This window comes from Paenibacillus terrae (genome assembly GCF_005217525.1).
Classification (GTDB): domain Bacteria; phylum Bacillota; class Bacilli; order Paenibacillales; family Paenibacillaceae; genus Paenibacillus; species Paenibacillus terrae_C.
Genome location: NZ_PNXQ01000016.1, coordinates 381,948 through 399,736, shown reverse-complemented (window position 1 = coordinate 399,736; position 17,789 = coordinate 381,948). Strand labels below are relative to the sequence as shown.

Annotated in this window: 19 protein-coding genes, 2 pseudogenes and 1 riboswitch; of the genes and pseudogenes, 15 read left to right on the top strand and 6 right to left on the bottom strand. The window is 43.6% G+C overall.

Annotation, left to right across the window (positions count from 1 at the left end; genetic code table 11):
- The first annotated feature begins 67 nt into the window (after positions 1-67).
- The 4 genes from C1I60_RS19440 to C1I60_RS26470 all read left to right on the top strand — a co-directional run bounded on the left by C1I60_RS19440 (position 68) and on the right by C1I60_RS26470 (position 2,906).
- A complete protein-coding gene (locus C1I60_RS19440; protein ID WP_137063202.1) occupies positions 68-985 on the top strand; it encodes an aminoglycoside phosphotransferase family protein in 918 nt (305 codons plus the stop codon).
- 474 nt (positions 986-1,459) lie between these two features.
- Positions 1,460-1,663 carry a hypothetical protein gene (locus C1I60_RS26475; RefSeq protein WP_137063201.1) on the top strand — a complete coding sequence of 68 codons (204 nt, stop codon included), beginning with the start codon at positions 1,460-1,462 and terminating at the stop codon, positions 1,661-1,663.
- Positions 1,664-1,826: 163 nt separating this feature from the next.
- Positions 1,827-2,726 carry a pentapeptide repeat-containing protein gene (locus C1I60_RS19430; protein ID WP_137063855.1) on the top strand — a complete coding sequence of 300 codons (900 nt, stop codon included), beginning with the start codon at positions 1,827-1,829 and terminating at the stop codon, positions 2,724-2,726.
- Positions 2,727-2,747: 21 nt separating this feature from the next.
- Positions 2,748-2,906, top strand: a complete 159-nt coding sequence (locus C1I60_RS26470) for a hypothetical protein (RefSeq protein WP_434784412.1) — start codon at positions 2,748-2,750, stop codon at positions 2,904-2,906.
- Positions 2,907-3,122: 216 nt separating this feature from the next.
- Here the strand turns inward: C1I60_RS26470 and C1I60_RS24950 are convergent.
- The 4 genes and pseudogenes from C1I60_RS24950 to C1I60_RS19415 all read right to left on the bottom strand — a co-directional run.
- Positions 3,123-3,359 (bottom strand): annotated as a pseudogene (locus tag C1I60_RS24950) (DDE-type integrase/transposase/recombinase); the annotation flags it as partial.
- Between the two features lie 327 nt (positions 3,360-3,686).
- Entirely contained in the window at positions 3,687-5,675 is a 1,989-nt protein-coding gene (locus C1I60_RS19420) for an amidase (RefSeq protein ID WP_252361791.1), read from the bottom strand.
- 40 nt (positions 5,676-5,715) lie between these two features.
- A complete protein-coding gene (locus C1I60_RS26230) occupies positions 5,716-5,847 on the bottom strand; it encodes a hypothetical protein (protein WP_289306535.1) in 132 nt (43 codons plus the stop codon).
- Between the two features lie 395 nt (positions 5,848-6,242).
- Entirely contained in the window at positions 6,243-7,157 is a 915-nt protein-coding gene (locus tag C1I60_RS19415; protein ID WP_137063198.1) for an arginase family protein, read from the bottom strand.
- A 105-nt stretch (positions 7,158-7,262) separates the two neighbouring features.
- On the opposite strand from C1I60_RS19415, the gene C1I60_RS19410 reads away from it, so the two are divergent.
- Together C1I60_RS19410 and C1I60_RS25875 are read left to right on the top strand one after the other, a co-directional pair.
- Positions 7,263-7,613: a winged helix-turn-helix transcriptional regulator gene (locus C1I60_RS19410; RefSeq protein WP_137063197.1), complete on the top strand. Its 351-nt coding sequence runs from the start codon at positions 7,263-7,265 to the stop codon at positions 7,611-7,613.
- A gap of 334 nt (positions 7,614-7,947) precedes the next feature.
- Positions 7,948-9,114, top strand: coding sequence for an MFS transporter (locus tag C1I60_RS25875; protein ID WP_137063196.1), 1,167 nt, complete (start codon positions 7,948-7,950; stop codon positions 9,112-9,114).
- Between the two features lie 318 nt (positions 9,115-9,432).
- Here C1I60_RS25875 and dapA read toward each other — a convergent pair whose 3' ends face one another.
- Positions 9,433-10,314: a 4-hydroxy-tetrahydrodipicolinate synthase gene (dapA, locus tag C1I60_RS19400; RefSeq protein ID WP_137063854.1), complete on the bottom strand. Its 882-nt coding sequence runs from the start codon at positions 10,312-10,314 to the stop codon at positions 9,433-9,435.
- A gap of 111 nt (positions 10,315-10,425) precedes the next feature.
- Here dapA and C1I60_RS19395 point away from each other — a divergent pair, with 111 nt between their 5' ends.
- Positions 10,426-11,298, top strand: a complete 873-nt coding sequence (locus tag C1I60_RS19395) for a LysR family transcriptional regulator (protein WP_137063195.1) — start codon at positions 10,426-10,428, stop codon at positions 11,296-11,298.
- 458 nt (positions 11,299-11,756) lie between these two features.
- Positions 11,757-11,861, top strand: a complete 105-nt coding sequence (locus C1I60_RS25870; protein WP_015735743.1) for a DUF6254 family protein — start codon at positions 11,757-11,759, stop codon at positions 11,859-11,861.
- A 258-nt stretch (positions 11,862-12,119) separates the two neighbouring features.
- Here the strand turns inward: C1I60_RS25870 and C1I60_RS25865 are convergent.
- Positions 12,120-12,275 (bottom strand): annotated as a pseudogene (locus C1I60_RS25865) (YitT family protein); the annotation flags it as partial.
- A 196-nt stretch (positions 12,276-12,471) separates the two neighbouring features.
- Here C1I60_RS25865 and C1I60_RS19380 point away from each other — a divergent pair.
- The 7 genes from C1I60_RS19380 to C1I60_RS19355 form a co-directional block, all read left to right on the top strand.
- Positions 12,472-12,924 (top strand): MarR family winged helix-turn-helix transcriptional regulator, encoded by a 453-nt coding sequence (locus tag C1I60_RS19380; RefSeq protein WP_137063194.1) that lies wholly within the window; start codon positions 12,472-12,474, stop codon positions 12,922-12,924.
- Between the two features lie 31 nt (positions 12,925-12,955).
- The gene (gene paiA / locus C1I60_RS19375; protein WP_137063193.1) at positions 12,956-13,504 is read left to right on the top strand and encodes a spermidine/spermine N(1)-acetyltransferase; all 549 of its coding nucleotides are present in this window, start codon (positions 12,956-12,958) and stop codon (positions 13,502-13,504) included.
- Positions 13,505-13,641: 137 nt separating this feature from the next.
- A riboswitch (guanidine-I (ykkC/yxkD leader) is annotated at positions 13,642-13,740 on the top strand.
- A 95-nt stretch (positions 13,741-13,835) separates the two neighbouring features.
- On the top strand, positions 13,836-14,177 hold the full coding sequence (locus C1I60_RS19370) for a DMT family transporter (protein WP_137063192.1): 342 nt from the start codon (positions 13,836-13,838) through the stop codon (positions 14,175-14,177).
- Between the two features lie 3 nt (positions 14,178-14,180).
- Positions 14,181-14,495, top strand: a complete 315-nt coding sequence (locus tag C1I60_RS19365; protein WP_137063191.1) for a DMT family transporter — start codon at positions 14,181-14,183, stop codon at positions 14,493-14,495.
- 681 nt (positions 14,496-15,176) lie between these two features.
- Positions 15,177-16,808: a carbohydrate-binding protein gene (locus C1I60_RS19360; RefSeq protein ID WP_289306534.1), complete on the top strand. Its 1,632-nt coding sequence runs from the start codon at positions 15,177-15,179 to the stop codon at positions 16,806-16,808.
- A gap of 60 nt (positions 16,809-16,868) precedes the next feature.
- Positions 16,869-17,081 (top strand): carbohydrate-binding protein, encoded by a 213-nt coding sequence (locus tag C1I60_RS25860; protein ID WP_252361790.1) that lies wholly within the window; start codon positions 16,869-16,871, stop codon positions 17,079-17,081.
- A gap of 270 nt (positions 17,082-17,351) precedes the next feature.
- The coding region (locus tag C1I60_RS19355; RefSeq protein WP_137063853.1) for a family 16 glycosylhydrolase at positions 17,352-17,789 on the top strand (438 nt) is incomplete at its 3' end.

Below are 17,789 nucleotides of genomic sequence, written 5' to 3'. Positions count from 1 at the left end.
GGCGAAATCATACATACTATAACCCTATTGCTTCAAGAATATATTATCCCACAGTAGGTGTAACGAAATGATTAACAAGTTTAGCGAAATACCGGATGCCCATACATGGAATACAGTAGAAGAAGTCCATAAAGGCTGGTCCAAAGATAAAAAATACGATATCAAAACAAAAGATAACAGGGAGCTACTACTTCGAGTGTCGGATATATCCCAATTTGAAAAGAAAAAATGGGAGTTTGAATCTGTTAAAAAGCTGGACCACCTAAAGGGCATTTTAATGTCCCGGCCGCTTGATTTCGGGATTTGCAATCATGGCGAGTCTGTATATTCCTTATTCACCTGGATTAAAGGGGAAGATGCGGAGAAGATGATTCCCGCCTTAAATGCTAACGATCAGTATCAACTCGGGGTACAGGCAGGTGAAATCTTGAGAAAAATGCATGACATTCCTGCGGAGCCAAATCAAGTACCCTGGGCTGAATATTATAATGCCAAAATAAACAGATATATCACCAATTATATAGCTTGCGGCATTCCCTTCAGGGGAGCAGATCAAGCGCTCCGCTTTATTGAGCAGAATCGTCATCTATTAGAAGATCGTCCTCAAACCTTTCAGCATGGAGACTATCATGTGGGGAACATGGTAGTCTCCAAATCTGGTGAACTGGGTATCATTGATTTTAACAGATTGGATTATGGCGATCCTTGGGAAGAATTCAATCGCATTACCTGGTGTGCAGGCGTAAGCCCGCTATTCGCTTCGGGTCGTATCCACGGTTATTTTAATCATCATGTACCTGATTTGTTTTTCAGATTAATGGCCTTGTATATTGCAAGCAATCAACTCTCATCTATTCACTGGGCGATTCCGTTTGGACAAGAAGAGGTTGACGATATGGTGCATCGCGCTGAGTTGGTGTTGGATGCCTATGATGAATTTCAAACCTACATTCCCAAATGGTACTTTTCCAGCTACCCCCAATGACTTAAAGAAGCTACTGATATAAAAAGTTCCGAGACTTGCCAGCAACTTGCCCAAATCGGCATACCCCGGATCGGAGAAATCGGTCGCGAGATGGTTACCGTGCACGATTAACACGAGCGGGAAGGGGCCATCGTCTTCAGGATACCAGACCGTGCCGTTTAACGGCATGGCTTTCGGTCCAAAGCCGAAGGTCTTTGTGAGCCAGGATGCCTAGTCGTCCACAAAGGCCGATCCGTCGACGGACTCCGTCGTCAGTCGCCCTTCAACGTCAAGATCCTTGCAGTACGTTGGATCGCATGCATAGGTTATGGATTTTAGGCAAATTGCACCGGGTTCCGCTGGATTGGCCATTGTCGTTTGGTATTGCTCCGCTGTTTTGGCGGTTTGCAGTGGATAGGGTAATGCAAGTTCAGCATGACTGTCGCTCGTGAGTCAATATCCCAGTACGCAGATAACATTTGCTAGCTTTATCTGTTGTATGCAAATATTAATGAATACCTGGGATACAAACGAGATCATGCCAAAGGATTAAAACGGAGTGCGGATGGCAAGGTAATCACTTTGCATAAAATCACTGCCAAAATATCACGACCGGAGGTGGCGGAAGCCTTTCTCAGTCCTGCGCCAGAGCAGATCATTCAAAGTTACCTGGAATATAATGCTGATCTGCTCAATTAAGCCTACGATGGAATCAATGGTTGAATGATACTTTGACATTATCCAGAGGGTCGCTGAAAAACCAGATGGAAGAGTGTCGAATCTCGTGTTGGAAACGAGACTTTAATACATGTAGTCGGAGGTAAAACAATTGAACAATCTTAACAAAAATACGAAAAACAAGTTGTTGTCTGAAGCGGTCGCCCCTCTATCGGAAGAGAGGCGACGAAGCATTCGAGCGGACTGCGAAAAATGCATCGGTCTGTGTTGTGTGGCACTACGCTTCTCTGCTTCAGATGGTTTTCCAATAGATAAAAATGCAGGTCAGCCCTGTGTCCATTTGCAAAAAGATTTTCGCTGTGGGATTCACGAAAGTCTTAGCAAACCGGGGCTGAAGGGATGTGTATCATTTGATTGCTTTGGCGCAGGACAAAAGGTGTCACAAGTGAGCTTTGCTGGACAAGATTGGCAGTCATCTCCAGAGGTTGCCCCAAAGATGTTCAAGGTGTTCACGACCATGATGCAAATTCATGAATTGCTGTGGTACTTGACAGAAGCAGTGATGTTGCAGCCGGCACGTTCGATTTATGATCAGATCCAGGCTTTGCTGGAAGAGACAGAAAGGCTCACATATCTTAGCCCAGATGATTTGCTGAAATTAGATGTGGGAGAACATAGGGCTTCAGTGAACGTTCTACTCTTGAAGACGAGTGAGCTTGTAAGGGCCGAAGTTCATCAGAAGCAGAAAGGCCACCACACAGGACAGAAGAGACGCTCTGGCGGGAAAAAGAATATTGACCGTGGCGCAGACCTCATTGGAGCTGATCTTAGAAAAGTGGATTTAAGAGGGGCCAATTTGCGCGGAGCTTACCTAATTGCAGCTGATTTGAGAGGAAACAACTTAACAGGAGCGGATTTGATCGGGGCGGATTTCCGGAATGCGGATCTGAGAGGAACGGATCTGTCCAACAGTATCTTTCTTACCCAGAACCAGATCAACTCGGCCAAGGGAGACCACAGTACGAAATTACCTTCAGCACTTCAGCGTCCGGAACACTGGAAACATATGAATTGGACTATATAGATTTTCTTTAGGGGTGAAAGCATGTTAACCATTTTAAACAATTATGCATATGGTTATGTCACCATCCCAGTCATTCTTGCCTGCAAAGCACAAGGTCTATTTGATAAGTTAAGCTACGTGCGGCCTGTGCATTTTACTCAATTAGTAAAAGAGCTGAGAGCGAATCATGGATACAGTTAAGAATATAAAAAACAAGCATTTTAAAATCGCCTTTAGTAGGCGATTTTTTTATTATGGCTTTAGCCAGTTGAGTGCGTGAAACGCGCGAAACAAAAAACCACCCGCTATGCGGGTGGAGGGATCGAGGGTTTCACCACTAAGACCATTCCAATAAAATTGAGATGTTCAGGCTCAAAAGAAAGGAATGGTCTTAGATGGCAAACAAGACGACCGAAGCTCGTCCATCTTTTGATTTTTGAACTCACTGCCACGGTCGGTATGAAACCATTGAATCTGACGTAGATCACCCTTAACGGTCGCGAAGGCATGGGTAATCAGAGCAGCGTCCTTGTTCGGGCCTGCACTATGACCCATGATTTCTCGATTAAACAGATCCACCAGCACACAAATGTAATGCCATCGATTGATTTGATCGAAATGCTTGGTGATATGGAAAGCGAAGACTCTCTTTATGTACTACTAAGTGAAAACATCTTTAAAAATTATATAAGTGTGTTCGAAGATTATTTGAAAGATATATTAGAGTTCCTATTCAACAAATATCCAAATAGTGATTGAGCTATCGAAAAACGATTGTTCGATGAACTTGACAGCAAGGCTATAGCATGCCAAGTTGCATTAGAATTTAAAGAGCTGGAAGTTGCAGCTTCATCTGCCCAACCTCCAGCCCGCCAAGCTCAACTATCCCGTCGCTCAGGCCAGCTGCAGCGATAGCTTTCCTAATGAGAACCTTACGGTCAGGGCACCCACAATTATAGTGAGTTCTATGATGTCCTTACATCATTGGGGTAAAGCGACAGACTTGACTTGAGCAGAGGTATTTCCGTAAATATCCTTGGCCAGCACAAGAATATGCAGCGTATCGGCTTGGGAGGCGCCAGCCTGTTTGTATTTAGCAGTTGGAAGCGTTGCAGACCAATTGGCTTTATCTTCTGTAATAACGACACGAATGCCATTGACATAAACTTTAAGCTGTGCAATAGCGCTTTGATCTGTGACTGAACCTTCCAAAGAGAGGACATCGTCCTTGATTGAGGCATTCAAATTGAGCACAGGCACGTCTGTTTCCTTGCGTTTAGAGGGTGGGAGCGTAGTTTTAGGGTTATAGGAAAAGGTTTCATCCTCAAGCGCTGGCGTACGCGTTGCAATAGGCCGGTTTTTTGTCGCCTGCTCATAGGAATAAGCATAACGCAACAGGTCATTATCGCTGTATGCGGCACCCGCCATCGTTAGATTAACGGGCATACCGGTATCCTTCATAGCGCCCATGCTCACGGACACACTTGGGATCCCGTACTCGCGTAGAATGAAATTCGTATTGGAGAAATAGTTGCCATTTTCCCAAGCCTCCTCATAGGACGTTTCATTCACATCGGAGTCGGCTTTGCCGATATTGGAATTTGCCGGGAATACAATAAAATCAAGGTTGTTTTGCTTCATCCAATCTTCAAAATCAATCTTCCGTACATTCTCAAGCCCCCGCAGCCCTTCATGAAACTGCGGAATTTGTTCGTATGGGGTGACGCCTTTCTTTATGGTATCAATGAATACGTCATAATGGCCAAGGTCTCTGCCACGTTTGGCATCTACCGAACCGGGCGGATTCGGGAAGACGGTTGCAGGGTCGATATTAGCCCATGACGGGAAGTTTGGATCGCCCACACTTTTGAGGAATTTCTCAGCCGCATAAGGATTAAGCAGCCCAAATTCCTTTTCGGCCCACTTTACCGGCATCAAACCACGTTCTTCAGGTGTTTTCGCTGTTGCCCGGTCCTTCTCGCTGTTCGCTTGCAGGGGGAAGTCAACTTCCACAACCTCAGCTCCGAGAGCAGTTAAATCCTTTACAGCTTTTTCCCATAATGCCTGTATCGAAGGTCTGAATTTGATCGGAGTTGTGGTTTCATGGTCCTTACCGATATAGATTTTCGGAACGCCAATGCGTTTGTCTTTCAAAGCTTGGGTGTCTCGCAGTTCTAAATAGGATTTTGGGCGGATACTGTTGACAGAAGGCAGCCGAACGGCTTTCTGTTCTCGCCAGAAATCGCCTTTGGTGATCTTATCCTCTACAACGATCACGTCAAGCAAGCGGAGCATGTCCTCGACAGTTCTCGTATGTGGGACAACGACATCCCGTATTGGGAAGAGCGGCCAATTCCCCCGAATGGAGATTAGGCCCCGCGATGGCGTGTAGGCAATTAAACCATTGTTAGATGCTGGTGATCTTCCAGAAGATACCGTTTCTTCCCCCATACCGAAGGCAGCGAGGTTGGCGGCTGTTGAGACGCCAGATCCGTTAGAGGAGCCAGAGTACCAGGCTGCAGCCAGATAATCTGGATTGTACGGACTTTCAGCACGGCCATAAACCCCTCTTTGCATTCCCCCCGCTGCCATTGGCGGCATGTTGGTTTTACCAATCAGTACCCCACCGGATTTGCGTATCTTCTCTACTGTAAAGGCATCATCCTTTGCCATCAGGTTTTTGAAAGCCGGAGATCCAGAAGCGACAGTGAGTCCCTTAACCTTGTAGCTGTCTTTAACCGTGTAGGGGATGCCTTGCAGAGGCCCGGTCTTGATACCCTGCGCCCTTAGTTGATCAGCTTGAGCGGCTTCTTTTAGTACATCAGGGTTCAAAACAGGGATGGAATTGAGCCTAATGCCACTAGAATCATAGGCATATACCCGGTTAAGGTACATGGCGGTAAGCTCGACACTCGACAGTGCCCCTGACTTCATCGCGTCCTGCATCTGAGCAATCGTAGCCTCTTGCAATTGAAATGTAATTAGGGAGGAGGCGGGTTCACTATTAGTTTCACTTGAGGAGGGCGAAGGAGCTGCGGATGCAAGGGAGCATCCCGTGAAAGTTAAAATCATACCAGCCGCGATCCATTTGCAATAACTGCCGATTACATTCCTTGTATTCGCTTTTATCATTCGTGCGCACATAGCACTTTCACTCCTTAGTATGGATAGGATCAGGAGAGAGGGGAATGGGGAAAAGTCTCTTCTACAGATAAATGTTTTTTATTCTATTACTTATTAACGCCTGTTAACACCACCATTTCTAAGTCGCGGAGATTTTGAATAGGTTTAAATTATCCGTAAAGAGAAGATGATGTTTTTACATAATATACACTATTTTCCTCCCTGTGTGTCAATATATTTTACTATAAATCCTTCTGCAATAACATAAAATTATCCATGAAAATGTTTGAAAAATTATTCGTATGAGAAAAGAGAAGGGAGAATTATGTAACACCCTCGCAAACATAAAAGTGCGTGAGTGTATTTTTGTGATCAAGCAGATCATTGTTCTGCTATAATTCTGTTTATGACTTTTTATTTGTTTAGAATAGGTATTTCTCCAAGTAGATTTTTCAAGTTAATAGAATCCCACGGCATATGCTCCGTTATACCTAATCCAACCACATCTGTTTCTTCAGATAGTTCTTTAATCAGATGAAGCAGTTGAGGCATTTGCATTGTTCCCGCAGGAGAATATTTATAAGGTGCTTCAGGGTTGGCGAACAATAAAGAACGAAATGCCTTGGGATCAAGCACATCTAAATCCAGGTGAATAGCCAGGTGCTTAATGCCACTTTCTTTAATCCACTTTTTTATAGATGCAGTACTGTTCGTTAACTCTTTGGTTCCTGCAGTTTTAATACCTAGTCTTTGAATCATTTCTGTATCTTGTTCTGCAGTTTTAATGCCTAGTCTTTGAAACGCTTCTGAAATCACTTCTGTTTCTTGTTCTGTAGGAGTCGCTAATCCCGCGATAAAGACATTTTCAGGTTTAAGAGGGATTTTCACATGTTTTGCGAACTCCTCATCTCCTTCCCCCAAAAGATTCCCGAGCGGTAATGTATGTCCGTTATCATAACCAACATATCTAACTAAATCACTGTGAGCATCGATCCAGATTAAGCCTAATTCACCTCTGTATCGTTCGTTTAAATAGGCAAACGGGGCTTGCTCGACTAAGCAGTCACCACCAAACATTACAATGCGATCTGGCTTATGTGCGTCAATGATATGTTGAGCAGCCTCTAATTGTTCAAGTAGCTGTTTTCTCCCATACATACCGTTCTCATTTTGAAGCGGAATTCCATCATAAGCTTGAACTGGAACATGAATAAGAGGTTGATCATTGTCCGGGGCTAGCCAAGCAAGCAGTTCGGCTCCAAAAGAGTAGTTAGGGTTGTTCCCCCCTTGCCATTGTGGCATTAAAAGACGTATTGTTTTTTTAGTCATGTTGTTCTCTCCTTTACTTCAAAGTGAGGTTAGTATAAACTGAACTCGAATAAAAACGTAGTACGCACTTTTTTGATAGGTACTACCCGAAAGGATAGTGTAAATATGAGTATGGCCGAATTTAAAGGTAAAGTTAAAAATATTCAAGATACACCTTTTGGTTATACATTGTCAGTTATTGGTGGTAAATGGAAAATGGTTATTATTTACCTCCTAGCAGAAAACGAACCGGTTCGCTTTAATGATCTGAAAAGACAGATAGGAGCTATTACCTATAAAACATTGAGTTCACAACTTAAAGAATTGGAAGCGGATGGTATGGTGAAACGAAAAGAGTATCCTCAAGTTCCCCCTAAAGTCGAGTACAGTCTCACCGATAAAGCGAAAACACTATTACCTGTTTTGGAAGAATTATGTGAATGGGGAACGGAAAACCAAAATAATCCAGTTTTCTAAATGCTCTCGGTATTAGAGAGACCATACTGCTGATGGCTGGAGAAACCCATTTATTTTTGTACATCATACCCAAGACGGCTACTACTATGAATTGTGGAAGGATTCCGATACCACAAATATGACTCTTTCTGATCTTGAGAATCATTTGATAGCAGGTAATATTTTTATTATTTTTATGATAATATGGTTAGGTCGTTTTGATTAAACTGATTTTTACTTTTGGAGGCGCTAGAATGAAGTACATAGTGAAAAGAAGGGCACAAAATAAAGGGGACATCGCATCACTGGCCCTATAAACTGCGTGTTCCCCTGGCATTTTTAAGGGGTTTGCATGATGGAAAAATCGGTTGAGGAACGCATCCCTAAATCCTTGATTTGGCTGTGCGTGCTTGCATTTTTCAGTGTATTGAATGAGACGGTGTTCAACGTATCGTTGCCCGATATTGCTGTTCAATTTGGAATTGAGCCATCCGTCGCAAATTACGTCAATACCAGCTTCGTTCTTTCTTTTGCAGTAGGAACGGCCGTTTACGGAAAAATATCGGACATCTATGGCATAAAAAAACTGTTTTTCATCAGTGTGCTGATATACGGCGGGGGATCGCTAATCGGCTTGCTTTTTCATTTCTGGTTTCCGGCTTTACTTGCCGCGCGATTTATTCAAGGAGCGGGTGCTTCTGCCGTTCCCGGGCTGATTATGGTCATCGTTACCAGAAGTATCGAAAAGCAGCATCAAGGAAAGGCTTTTGGAATGATCGGATCGACCGTTGCAGGATTTATGTCCATGATCCCTTACATGATGAGAGAAGTACATCGGATGTCGACAAGCCTCATTGGAGGCAGTGTTCTGTTTCCTGGAACGATTGGCGTGATTCTTTTCGGGATCATTGGTGGTTCTTTAGTCGACAGGCGGGGAGCACGTTTTGTCATGGTTGCCGGACTATTGCTGCTCGGTGCGGGACTTTTGATCGTTTCACTTTTCGCGGATAGTACCCCCTGGATCATCTCGGGGGCCTTAGTTTTGATTTTTGGTGGACTATCCTTTGTCAAAACGGTTATTATTTCTTTGCCGGATATTTCACAAAGACCGTCTAATCTAACAGTGGAACGAAAAATGGAAGCGTCACCCAATGTTCTGTATCAAGCGTGGACCAAGCGGTTTGACCATTGGTTTGCAGCCCCAGGGTCTGTAATCATGGAGGCCCGAGTGAATACGGCCTTTTTTTTCGAAACACATTTTGAGGGGAAACGCCATCCGCACTACGGACGATTTCTGAGACTAGAACAAGATCGCCTTATCGAACTGACCTGGGTTACCGGGGAAGGAGGCACCAAGGGATATGAAACGGTGCTTACCGTTGAGCTTGAACTTAGTGGAAATGGCACGTTACTTCGATTAACCCACGCAGGTTTTCCAGATGAGAATTCGAGAAACCAGCATGAACAGGCATGGCCGTTTGTACTTGAGCTGCTCGACAAGAGGATGATGACAAATAGCTAATGAAAGGCCTGCCTACTCTTTGATAACAATATATAAAGCATTCTTGTACCAAGACGGCCGGTAACCGCAAAATCCAGGTCAGTCTACCGTACTTCCAGTATAAACGGAAGATGAGGGCAACACTGTATCCCTTGCCCATAATCTGCTAAAAAAGCACAAAGTGGACGAAAAAAACAACCGAACCAGACAAGAATGACCTCCTTGCCCGGTTCGGTGTTTTTTTCATTTAGGAGACTGTCCTTATTTAATGAAAAAGCTGCTTTTGGGACAGCCCCTTCTTCTACGTTATGATTGGGAAGTCTGAGACAAGTTGATTTATCAGGATACGATCGAATTCAGGAGACCCTGCTTCACCTGATCCGACAGCGGCATAAGTGGCAGACGTAATTGCTCGGCGGCAATAATCTCTTGCTGGGCAAGCCACCACTTGATCGCGGCCGGGGCTGGCTCTGCAAATACATGCTGGATCATCGGCTCCAGTAGCATGAAACTGTCTCGCGCCCCGTTCATATCACCAGTCACAAAACGTTGGTATATCTCCACATACTTCTGGATGTTGATATGAGCGGATGCAAGCATACCGCCAGCAGCCCCCTGACATAGCATGGCATGGAAATAGGCATCCTCTCCGCAGAGGATAGGCTTAGTCTCGTACTGGGTCAATTTCAAGAGCAGATCAAGACCGCCCGTGCTGTCCTTGAGCCCAATTACGCCATCCAGGTCGAGTACTTTGCGTATTGTATCTAATGTCATGCGACTGCCAGTGCGAACCGGAATCTCGTATACAAGCACAGGCAGGCCTACACGAGATACGACACGGAAATGCTCCAAGATTCCTTCCTGCGTCGGCCGGTTGTAATACGGAGTGACCACCATGGCTGCATCCGCTCCTAATTCAGCCGCCATTTCCGTCCGATGCACCGTTGAATAGGTATCGTTCGTTCCCGTGCCAATGATGATCGGAATAGTTTTGTTCATGCTCTTCAGAACATCCTGCGTTACCTGTACCATCTGTTTGACTTCATCCCAGGATACGGTCGGTGACTCTCCCGTCGTACCGTTAACCACCAGACCCTGGATGTCATGGCCTGCAAGATAGGTAACATACTTCCGGTACGAATTGATGTCCAGCTTATAGTCACGCGAAAAAGGTGTAATCAGCGGTATAAAAATCCCATGAATATGTTGTTCGTTCATCATCATCAGTTATCCCTTCCCGTTGAATTAAATCTAATGTAACATAGGAGATAGCATCAGAGTTATCTATAATAAGTGATAATTCTCATCAATAATTTCGATGGGGTGATCAGCTTGGATTTCATCTATCTTCAGACATTTCGGGAAGTTGCCATTCGTGAAAGCTTTACGAGAGCAGCAGAAGTGCTCGGTTACGCACAATCCAGTGTCACGACCCAGATTCAGAAGCTGGAGAAAGCGTATCAGGTCAAATTGTTCGATCGCTACAGCAACAACAAGATTCGTCTTACCTCCGCCGGGGAAGAGCTGTTCAAGCTTGCCGGACAAATGCTGGAGCTCTTCGAGCAATCCAAAGAAAAATTGGCCAAGCAGGGCGGGGGTTCCATGATGATCGGTACCATGGATTCCATCGCTTCGTATTTTTTGCCGCCGTATATGCAGGCGACCCGCAAAGAATACCCTGATCTGAACATACGGTTGCATACGGATCGCGAAGAGATGATTTTGCACCAGGTCAGGGAAGGGGAGGCTGATGTCGGGCTGATCCTCGCGGACGATTCAAGCGATCCGGCCTTACAGTGGATTAGGATTCGCGAAGAACCGCTTGTGCTGATTGTCCATCCGAACCATCCGCTTATCGCTAAAGAGCGAATCAGGCTGGACGATCTGGTGGATGCGGAGTGGATCATGCCCGAGCATACGTGCAACTACAGGCAGCTGCTGGAAAGGGTGCTTCGCGCAAATGGAATCGCCTATCGAGTGGGCCTAGAGTTGGGTAATCCGGAAGCGATCAAGCGGAGCATCAAAACCGGAGAAGGTATATCCATTCTACCGCTAATGGCCGCGCTGGAGGAGATTGAACGGGAAGAGCTAAAGGTGTTACCCTTTGAGCATACCGAGCTCAAGCTGGAGATCCAGCTTGTTCTTCATCCCAAAAAGTGGGTGTCCAACGCATTGAGCTTTTTTATGGAGAGTCTGAGAATATAGATTTTCGTCCAAATCAAACTAAATAGCGCGTCCTAGCGGATACCGGAAGAAAGCCTGTAAAAAGTCATCCATATCGACGGCGGTATTGTATCCCAGCAGCTCGTGCTGATTGCACTGGCATAGCCGATGATCACTCCGGATTTCGTGAGCTTGTCGATCGCTTGTTGCCAGAAAAAGTAACCCTTTGCGCTTTTATCAAGGTAAGAAATGGGGAGCGATAACTGGAATCCGAAGTAGGAATTCGCAGATGAGTCGAACATCGGAAAGCAGCAGTTTTCATATTTTCTGGAAGCTACTAACAGCAGTTCCAGCTACTTTGGAATTGTAAAAACGGGGCAGGTATCACCCTGAGTTATAACAAAAAATCCAACAAATTTAGTTTTATGAATGAACAGAGCCGAGAAATGACAACATAAGGAAGTGGTATACATCACAATTTCCAAAGGAGGATATCTGTTATGGCTCACCAGAAGAGAAGAAAAGAAGCTGCCTGGAAGTCACGAAAGCAAGAACAGCATCCCCATGGTAAAATCAAATCGCTCAAGGAGTTATCCAGCGAATAGGATTGAGGAGTATACTACTTGGAAGAGAAGGACTGTCGGTGAAATTTATCGGCAGTCTTCTTTATTGTAACAATCTTTCCACTACCGGAAAGGGCGAATTACTATTTCATGGTGTGAGAGCATAATGGCCCTTAATACTGCAACTGGATTTGATAACAACCATCCAGCCATTCTATGATAATGAGGGAATTAACCAAGAAGAACTATCGAACATGAAATTTTGGGATAAAGTTACTACTGCAAGAGCTATAAAGTTACCTATATAGAATGCTTTTTATCTTTCTCATGATTTGGTGATGTACCAGAGTGTGTTAATATGCGGTCTAGTACTTTCCCAGTAAATGGCATAAAGCAATTGAGTATTAGCCCCCCTAAGCAAACGGTTAACAAAGTTCCAACACCAATGGGTCCATTAAACCAATTCCAAAACAAACAGCTTTGCTGTACCATAGTTCAGATGTTATTAAATTGTGCAATCCCCACATTTATAGACAGTCCTACCAAACCTCTTTATCATAATTACATGTTGCAAATACAACAAAATTAGAGTAAATTTAATACATACCATTTTTATTGCATTTGCAACAAAATAGAGACAAAGGAGTTAATTATGAAGGAAGTACTTCGTGAAATTGGAATGATAGCAAGGGCATTGGATTCTATAAGTAATATCGAATTTAAGGAATATGACCTTACAAAAGGGCAGTATTTGTACCTTGTGCGAATATGCGAAAACCCAGGAATCATTCAAGAAAAGTTAGCTGAGATGATAAAAGTAGATCGAACAACAGCATCTCGTGCCATAAAGAAACTTGTAATTAATGGATTTATTGAAAAGAAAGAGGATAACCATAACAAAAAAATCAAAAAACTCTTTCCAACAGAGAAAGGGAACAATGTTTATCCTTTTATAAAAAGAGAAAATGTTTATTCCAATAACGTTGCATTAGAGGGATTTTCGGAAAGAGAAGTAGAAACCATTTTCAATCTTCTTCAAAGAGTAAGAGAAAACATAGGAAATGACTGGGAATTCGTGAAAAAGGGGAACAAAAGAAATTATTGATTGATTTATATGAAGGAGCGATACCCAAAAAATGACTGTAAAAACAATAAAGTGCAGCCGTGAAGATTTACAAATACTCCAAGAAATAAGTGTTGAAACATTCAACGATACTTTTAAAGATCAGAATTCACATGAAAATATGAAAGCCTATCTGGAAAGAGCATTTAACTCTAAACAGTTGGAGGAGGAATTGTCCAATGTCTCTTCAGAAATCTTTTTCATCTATTTTAATGAAGAACTTGCTGGATATTTAAAAGTAAATATGAATGATGCCCAATCCGAAAATATGGGTGATGAGTCACTCGAAATTGAGAGAATCTATATAAAGAACAAATTTCAAAAACATGGACTTGGTAAGTATCTGCTAAATAAAGCTATGGAAATTGCAATGGAACAAAATAAAAACAAAATCTGGCTCGGCGTATGGAAAAAAAATGAAAATGCTATTTCTTTTTATAAGAAAATGGGGTTTGTTCAAACTGGAGCACACTCTTTTTATATGGGTGATGAAGAACAAATTGATTTCATAATGACCAAAACAAAGCATTATCCAAATGATCATGATACAAAAGGCACATAGTTGCATAAAGAAATATACATTGGGATATGTGATATTGGGACAGCTTACTTAGCACTACCTGATGATATCCAAGTCCTTATTAATTTTATGTTGTTATTTATTCACTAATATGTATAATATTAACTATAATTGAATTCAAAAATGTTTTCTAGGGTTCCGCGATGTAATATCGGCTGGTCCGAGAGAAAACTCACAGTCGTCGTACTGTGTCACGGAGGGATAAAAGCCTGGGAGAAAAACTGCTGTATGCAGTATGATCTCAGGCTTTTTTTATTTGCTGCTTTAAATCCATACTACATTTGCAGCGTTATCAAAAAGGAGGAAGCACAGAATGAACAAGACATGGTTATCTGTTGTAATTGCAGCATTATTTGAAGTTGGATGGGTTATCGGCTTGAAACATGCCAGTGGATGGTTAGAGTGGGTGGGGACTTTAGTCGCCATTTTTGTCAGTTTCATACTCATGATTATGGCTTCCCGTACACTTCCGGTAGGAACAGTATATGCAGTGTTTGTCGGTTTGGGAACGGCCGGCACTGTATTGGCAGAAATTTTGTTGTTTGGTGCTGAGGTACAGGGATCTAAATTGATGCTGATCGGGCTGCTTCTGCTCGGGGTTGTAGGACTCAAAATACAGAGCAAAGAGAAGAAAGAAGGAGAAGAGGTGCACTGACATATGAACTGGGTCTTTCTAATTTTGGCAGGCGTATTTGAGATGATTGGAGTTCTCATGATTAATAAACTCCATAAAGACCGGAATTTCCTGTCCGCTTTCTACTTGCTTGGAGGCTTTGGATTGAGCTTTTTGTTCCTAAACCTGGCCATGGAAACACTACCAATGGGAACAGCCTATGCCGTCTGGACCGGTATTGGAGCTTCGGGCGGGGCCATATTAGGTATGATCTTTTACGGTGAACCGCATAATACCGCGAGAATTCTGTTCATTGCAATGGTACTCGGTTCAGCAGTTGGTCTAAAACTGGTAAGCTGAATAATGATGGTAATAGATAAATTGGTCGTTTTAGAACAGCAGTGAACTATATGAATGCTCATGGATTATAGCGACATGGTTCGTTGTATGGTCGTCGTAAGACCGACCAAAAAGCTGGTGTTGGAGGTGCTGATTGTTTTTAGACCGTATGTAATGGATAAGAAACGCAGAACAGGATTTACCCCCAGTAGGGCACCATGCTTGACAGTTATCATAATTTGTGGGAATTGGTCTCCTCACAATATCTCGCTATGACTCTAGACTCAAACTGGTCATGCTGATTGAGAGTCAGAGGTCTCAAGAGTGGAGCCAAGATCGCCTGATCTGATGTCAGTATTTTACGGAGTAAACCATTGAGTTTCATCCCTTTCGGTTTGCTCTTTTTTAAAATAGAATGATATTGTTATTTTTAATAGAGCATGTTACAATTACGCCAAATAAAACCCATTATTTTCAATCAATAACTGGAGCTGCCAATAGAAGAACAGAGATAAGTATGTAGCGATTCCCCTCTCGTAGAGCGCTCCTAAATAATAATTTTGTAAGCGATTTCATTTTTGTTTCTATCTCTAACCATTCTTCACAGCCGTTCCCCTTACGGGTAGAGGTCTGAGCATATTCCTGAATTTGATGAATTTACGGGTAGCTCGGCTTACCATATAAAAAAACGGAGGTAATGTTATGATTAGAAAATGTTTAGTTTTATTTCTTTCCTTCGCTTTATTGCTCGGTGTCTTTCCCATGCTAAATGTGAATGCTGCCAATCGACCACTGGCTAAACTACCAGGAAATTCCAACCCTCTGATGGATCATAAATTGGGAGCTGACCCTTATGCATTGGTGTATGACGGAAGGGTGTATATCTACATGTCAAGTGATACGTATGTGTATAACAAGAATGGGTCGATTAAAGACAATGACTTCAGTGCACTGGATCGCATCCAGGTCATATCCTCTGCGGACATGGTGAACTGGACGGATCACGGAACGATACCAGTCGCAGGTGCCAACAACAAGAACAACGGTAGAGGCATTGCCAAATGGGCTTCTAACTCCTGGGCTCCAGCCATTGCGCATAAAAAAATAAATGGCAGAGACAAGTTCTTTTTATATTTCGCCAATGGCGGAGCAGGTATTGGCGTCCTGACAGCGGACACGCCTATCGGACCTTGGACAGACCCGCTTGGCAAAGCACTTGTGACACATAGTACACCTGGGATGGCTGGCGTGACTTGGCTTTTTGATCCGGCTGTACTGGTGGATGATGATGGTACAGGATACCTGTATAGTGGTGGAGGAATTCCTAATGAATCCGATTCGGCTTCCATTGCTAATCCGAAAACTGCCAGAGTCATCAAATTAGGCGCGGATATGATCAGTGTGATTGGGAGCGCTACCACCATTGATGCTCCTTACCTGTTTGAGGATTCCGGCATTCATAAGCACAACGGCAAGTACTACTATTCGTACTGTATCAATTTTGCCGGATCACATCCGCCGCAGTACCCTGCAGGTGAAATCGGCTATACGGTCAGCGACAACCCGATGGGTCCTTTCACTTATAAAGGCCATTTCCTAAAAAATCCGTATACGTTCTTCGGCGTTGGCGGCAACAATCACCATGCAGTATTTAATTTTAAGAATGAATGGTATGTCGTGTACCATGCCCAAACGGTCAGCAAGGCTCAAATTGGAGATGGAAAAGGCTATCGCTCTCCGCATATTAATAAGCTGGTGCATAATGCGGACGGGAGCATCTCTGAGGTGCAGGGGAATATGACAGGAATCGCTCAACTATCCAATCTGAATCCGTATACCAGAGTTGAAGCGGAGACCATTGCATGGCAAGCAGGCGTTACGACCGAACCCACGCAAGCCAGCGGTGGGCCGATTAGTAATCTGAATGTAACCAACATCCACAATGGGGACTGGATCGCTGTCGGGAAAGCCGATTTTGGTTCTAACGGAGCGAAAACCTTCAAAGCTAATGTGGCCACGAATGCTGGTGGCAATATTGAAGTACGGCTTGATCGTGAGACAGGCCCTCTGGTCGGTACCTTGAACGTACCTTCAACTGGAGGGATGCAAATCTGGAGAGAAGTACAGACCACGATTAGCAATGCCACTGGAGTTCACAACATATATCTGGTGTTTACTGGGGCAGGCAGCGGCAATCTCTTCAATCTGGATGCCTGGCAGTTCACTCCCAACACGGGGGGCAATACGGGGACAAAGGTTGAAGCTGAAAATATGAATATTGGCGGCACTTATGCGGGCAAGATCAGTGCACCGTTTGACGGGGTCGCCTTGTAAGCCACTGCTGACTACGCATCATATTCACAGTATTTTGCTAAATCTACGCATAATATCTCAGTGCGGGGGGCTTCAAGCAATGCTGGTACGGCCAAGGTGGACTTGGTTATTGGAGGAGTAACTGTAGGTTCCTTCTATTTCACGGGCAAAACGCCGACTGTCCAAACCTTGTCCAATATTACTCACGCTACCGGAGATCAGGAGGTCAAACTCACCTTGACGAGCGATGACGGCACTTGGGATGCCTACGTGGATTTCATTGAATTTTCATAATGATCGCTCGTATAAACAGTAGTTGTTTTGGACCTTTTGTGAAACCGGGACATCCGTGAACAGATCTTTCACGTCGTCCTGACACGAATCTTAAAAAGTGAATATACTTCTTTAAAGTTTTCTATAGTTTACTGCACTATGTCCATATATAATGAGGACACCAAATATGTAAGCGCTCTATTATTTGGTTTCCGGCAGCCCGTACCACATTTTCTGGAAACCGTATTTCCACAACATTGTTCATGTTTGGAATTACATGGAGGTGTATTTATGAAGAAGAAGTATTGGTTTACGCTGGTAACCACGGGTGTAGTTTCTCTGTTTTTTTCGGTAAGCGCTTTGGCGGCGGATGTGTTCTGGGAACCATTAAGTTATTTTAATTCGAGTACATGGCAAAAGGCAGATGGATATTCCAATGGGAGCATGTTTAATTGCACTTGGCGTGCCAATAATGTCAATTTTACTAACGATGGCAAAATGAAGCTTAGCTTAACAAGTCCTGCGTACAATAAATTTGACGGCGGAGAGTATCGCTCGAAGAATACTTACGGATACGGCTTATACGAGGTCAGCATGAAACCTGCTAAAAATACAGGAATCGTATCTTCCTTTTTCACATATACGGGACCTGCTAATGGCACGAAATGGGATGAAATAGATATTGAATTTTTAGGCAAAGACACGACAAAAGTGCAATTCAACTATTAT

Coding starts and splice junctions, on each gene's coding strand:
- C1I60_RS19440 (WP_137063202.1), top strand. CDS start 68: ATGATTAACAAGTTTAGCGAAATACCGGATGCCCATACATGGAATACA.
- C1I60_RS26470 (WP_434784412.1), top strand. CDS start 2,748: ATGTTAACCATTTTAAACAATTATGCATATGGTTATGTCACCATCCCA.
- C1I60_RS19415 (WP_137063198.1), bottom strand. CDS start 7,157: ATGACTAAAAAAACAATACGTCTTTTAATGCCACAATGGCAAGGGGGG.
- C1I60_RS19410 (WP_137063197.1), top strand. CDS start 7,263: ATGAGTATGGCCGAATTTAAAGGTAAAGTTAAAAATATTCAAGATACA.
- C1I60_RS25875 (WP_137063196.1), top strand. CDS start 7,948: ATGGAAAAATCGGTTGAGGAACGCATCCCTAAATCCTTGATTTGGCTG.
- dapA (WP_137063854.1), bottom strand. CDS start 10,314: ATGATGAACGAACAACATATTCATGGGATTTTTATACCGCTGATTACA.
- C1I60_RS25870 (WP_015735743.1), top strand. CDS start 11,757: ATGGCTCACCAGAAGAGAAGAAAAGAAGCTGCCTGGAAGTCACGAAAG.
- C1I60_RS19380 (WP_137063194.1), top strand. CDS start 12,472: ATGAAGGAAGTACTTCGTGAAATTGGAATGATAGCAAGGGCATTGGAT.
- paiA (WP_137063193.1), top strand. CDS start 12,956: ATGACTGTAAAAACAATAAAGTGCAGCCGTGAAGATTTACAAATACTC.
- C1I60_RS19370 (WP_137063192.1), top strand. CDS start 13,836: ATGAACAAGACATGGTTATCTGTTGTAATTGCAGCATTATTTGAAGTT.
- C1I60_RS19365 (WP_137063191.1), top strand. CDS start 14,181: ATGAACTGGGTCTTTCTAATTTTGGCAGGCGTATTTGAGATGATTGGA.
- C1I60_RS19360 (WP_289306534.1), top strand. CDS start 15,177: ATGATTAGAAAATGTTTAGTTTTATTTCTTTCCTTCGCTTTATTGCTC.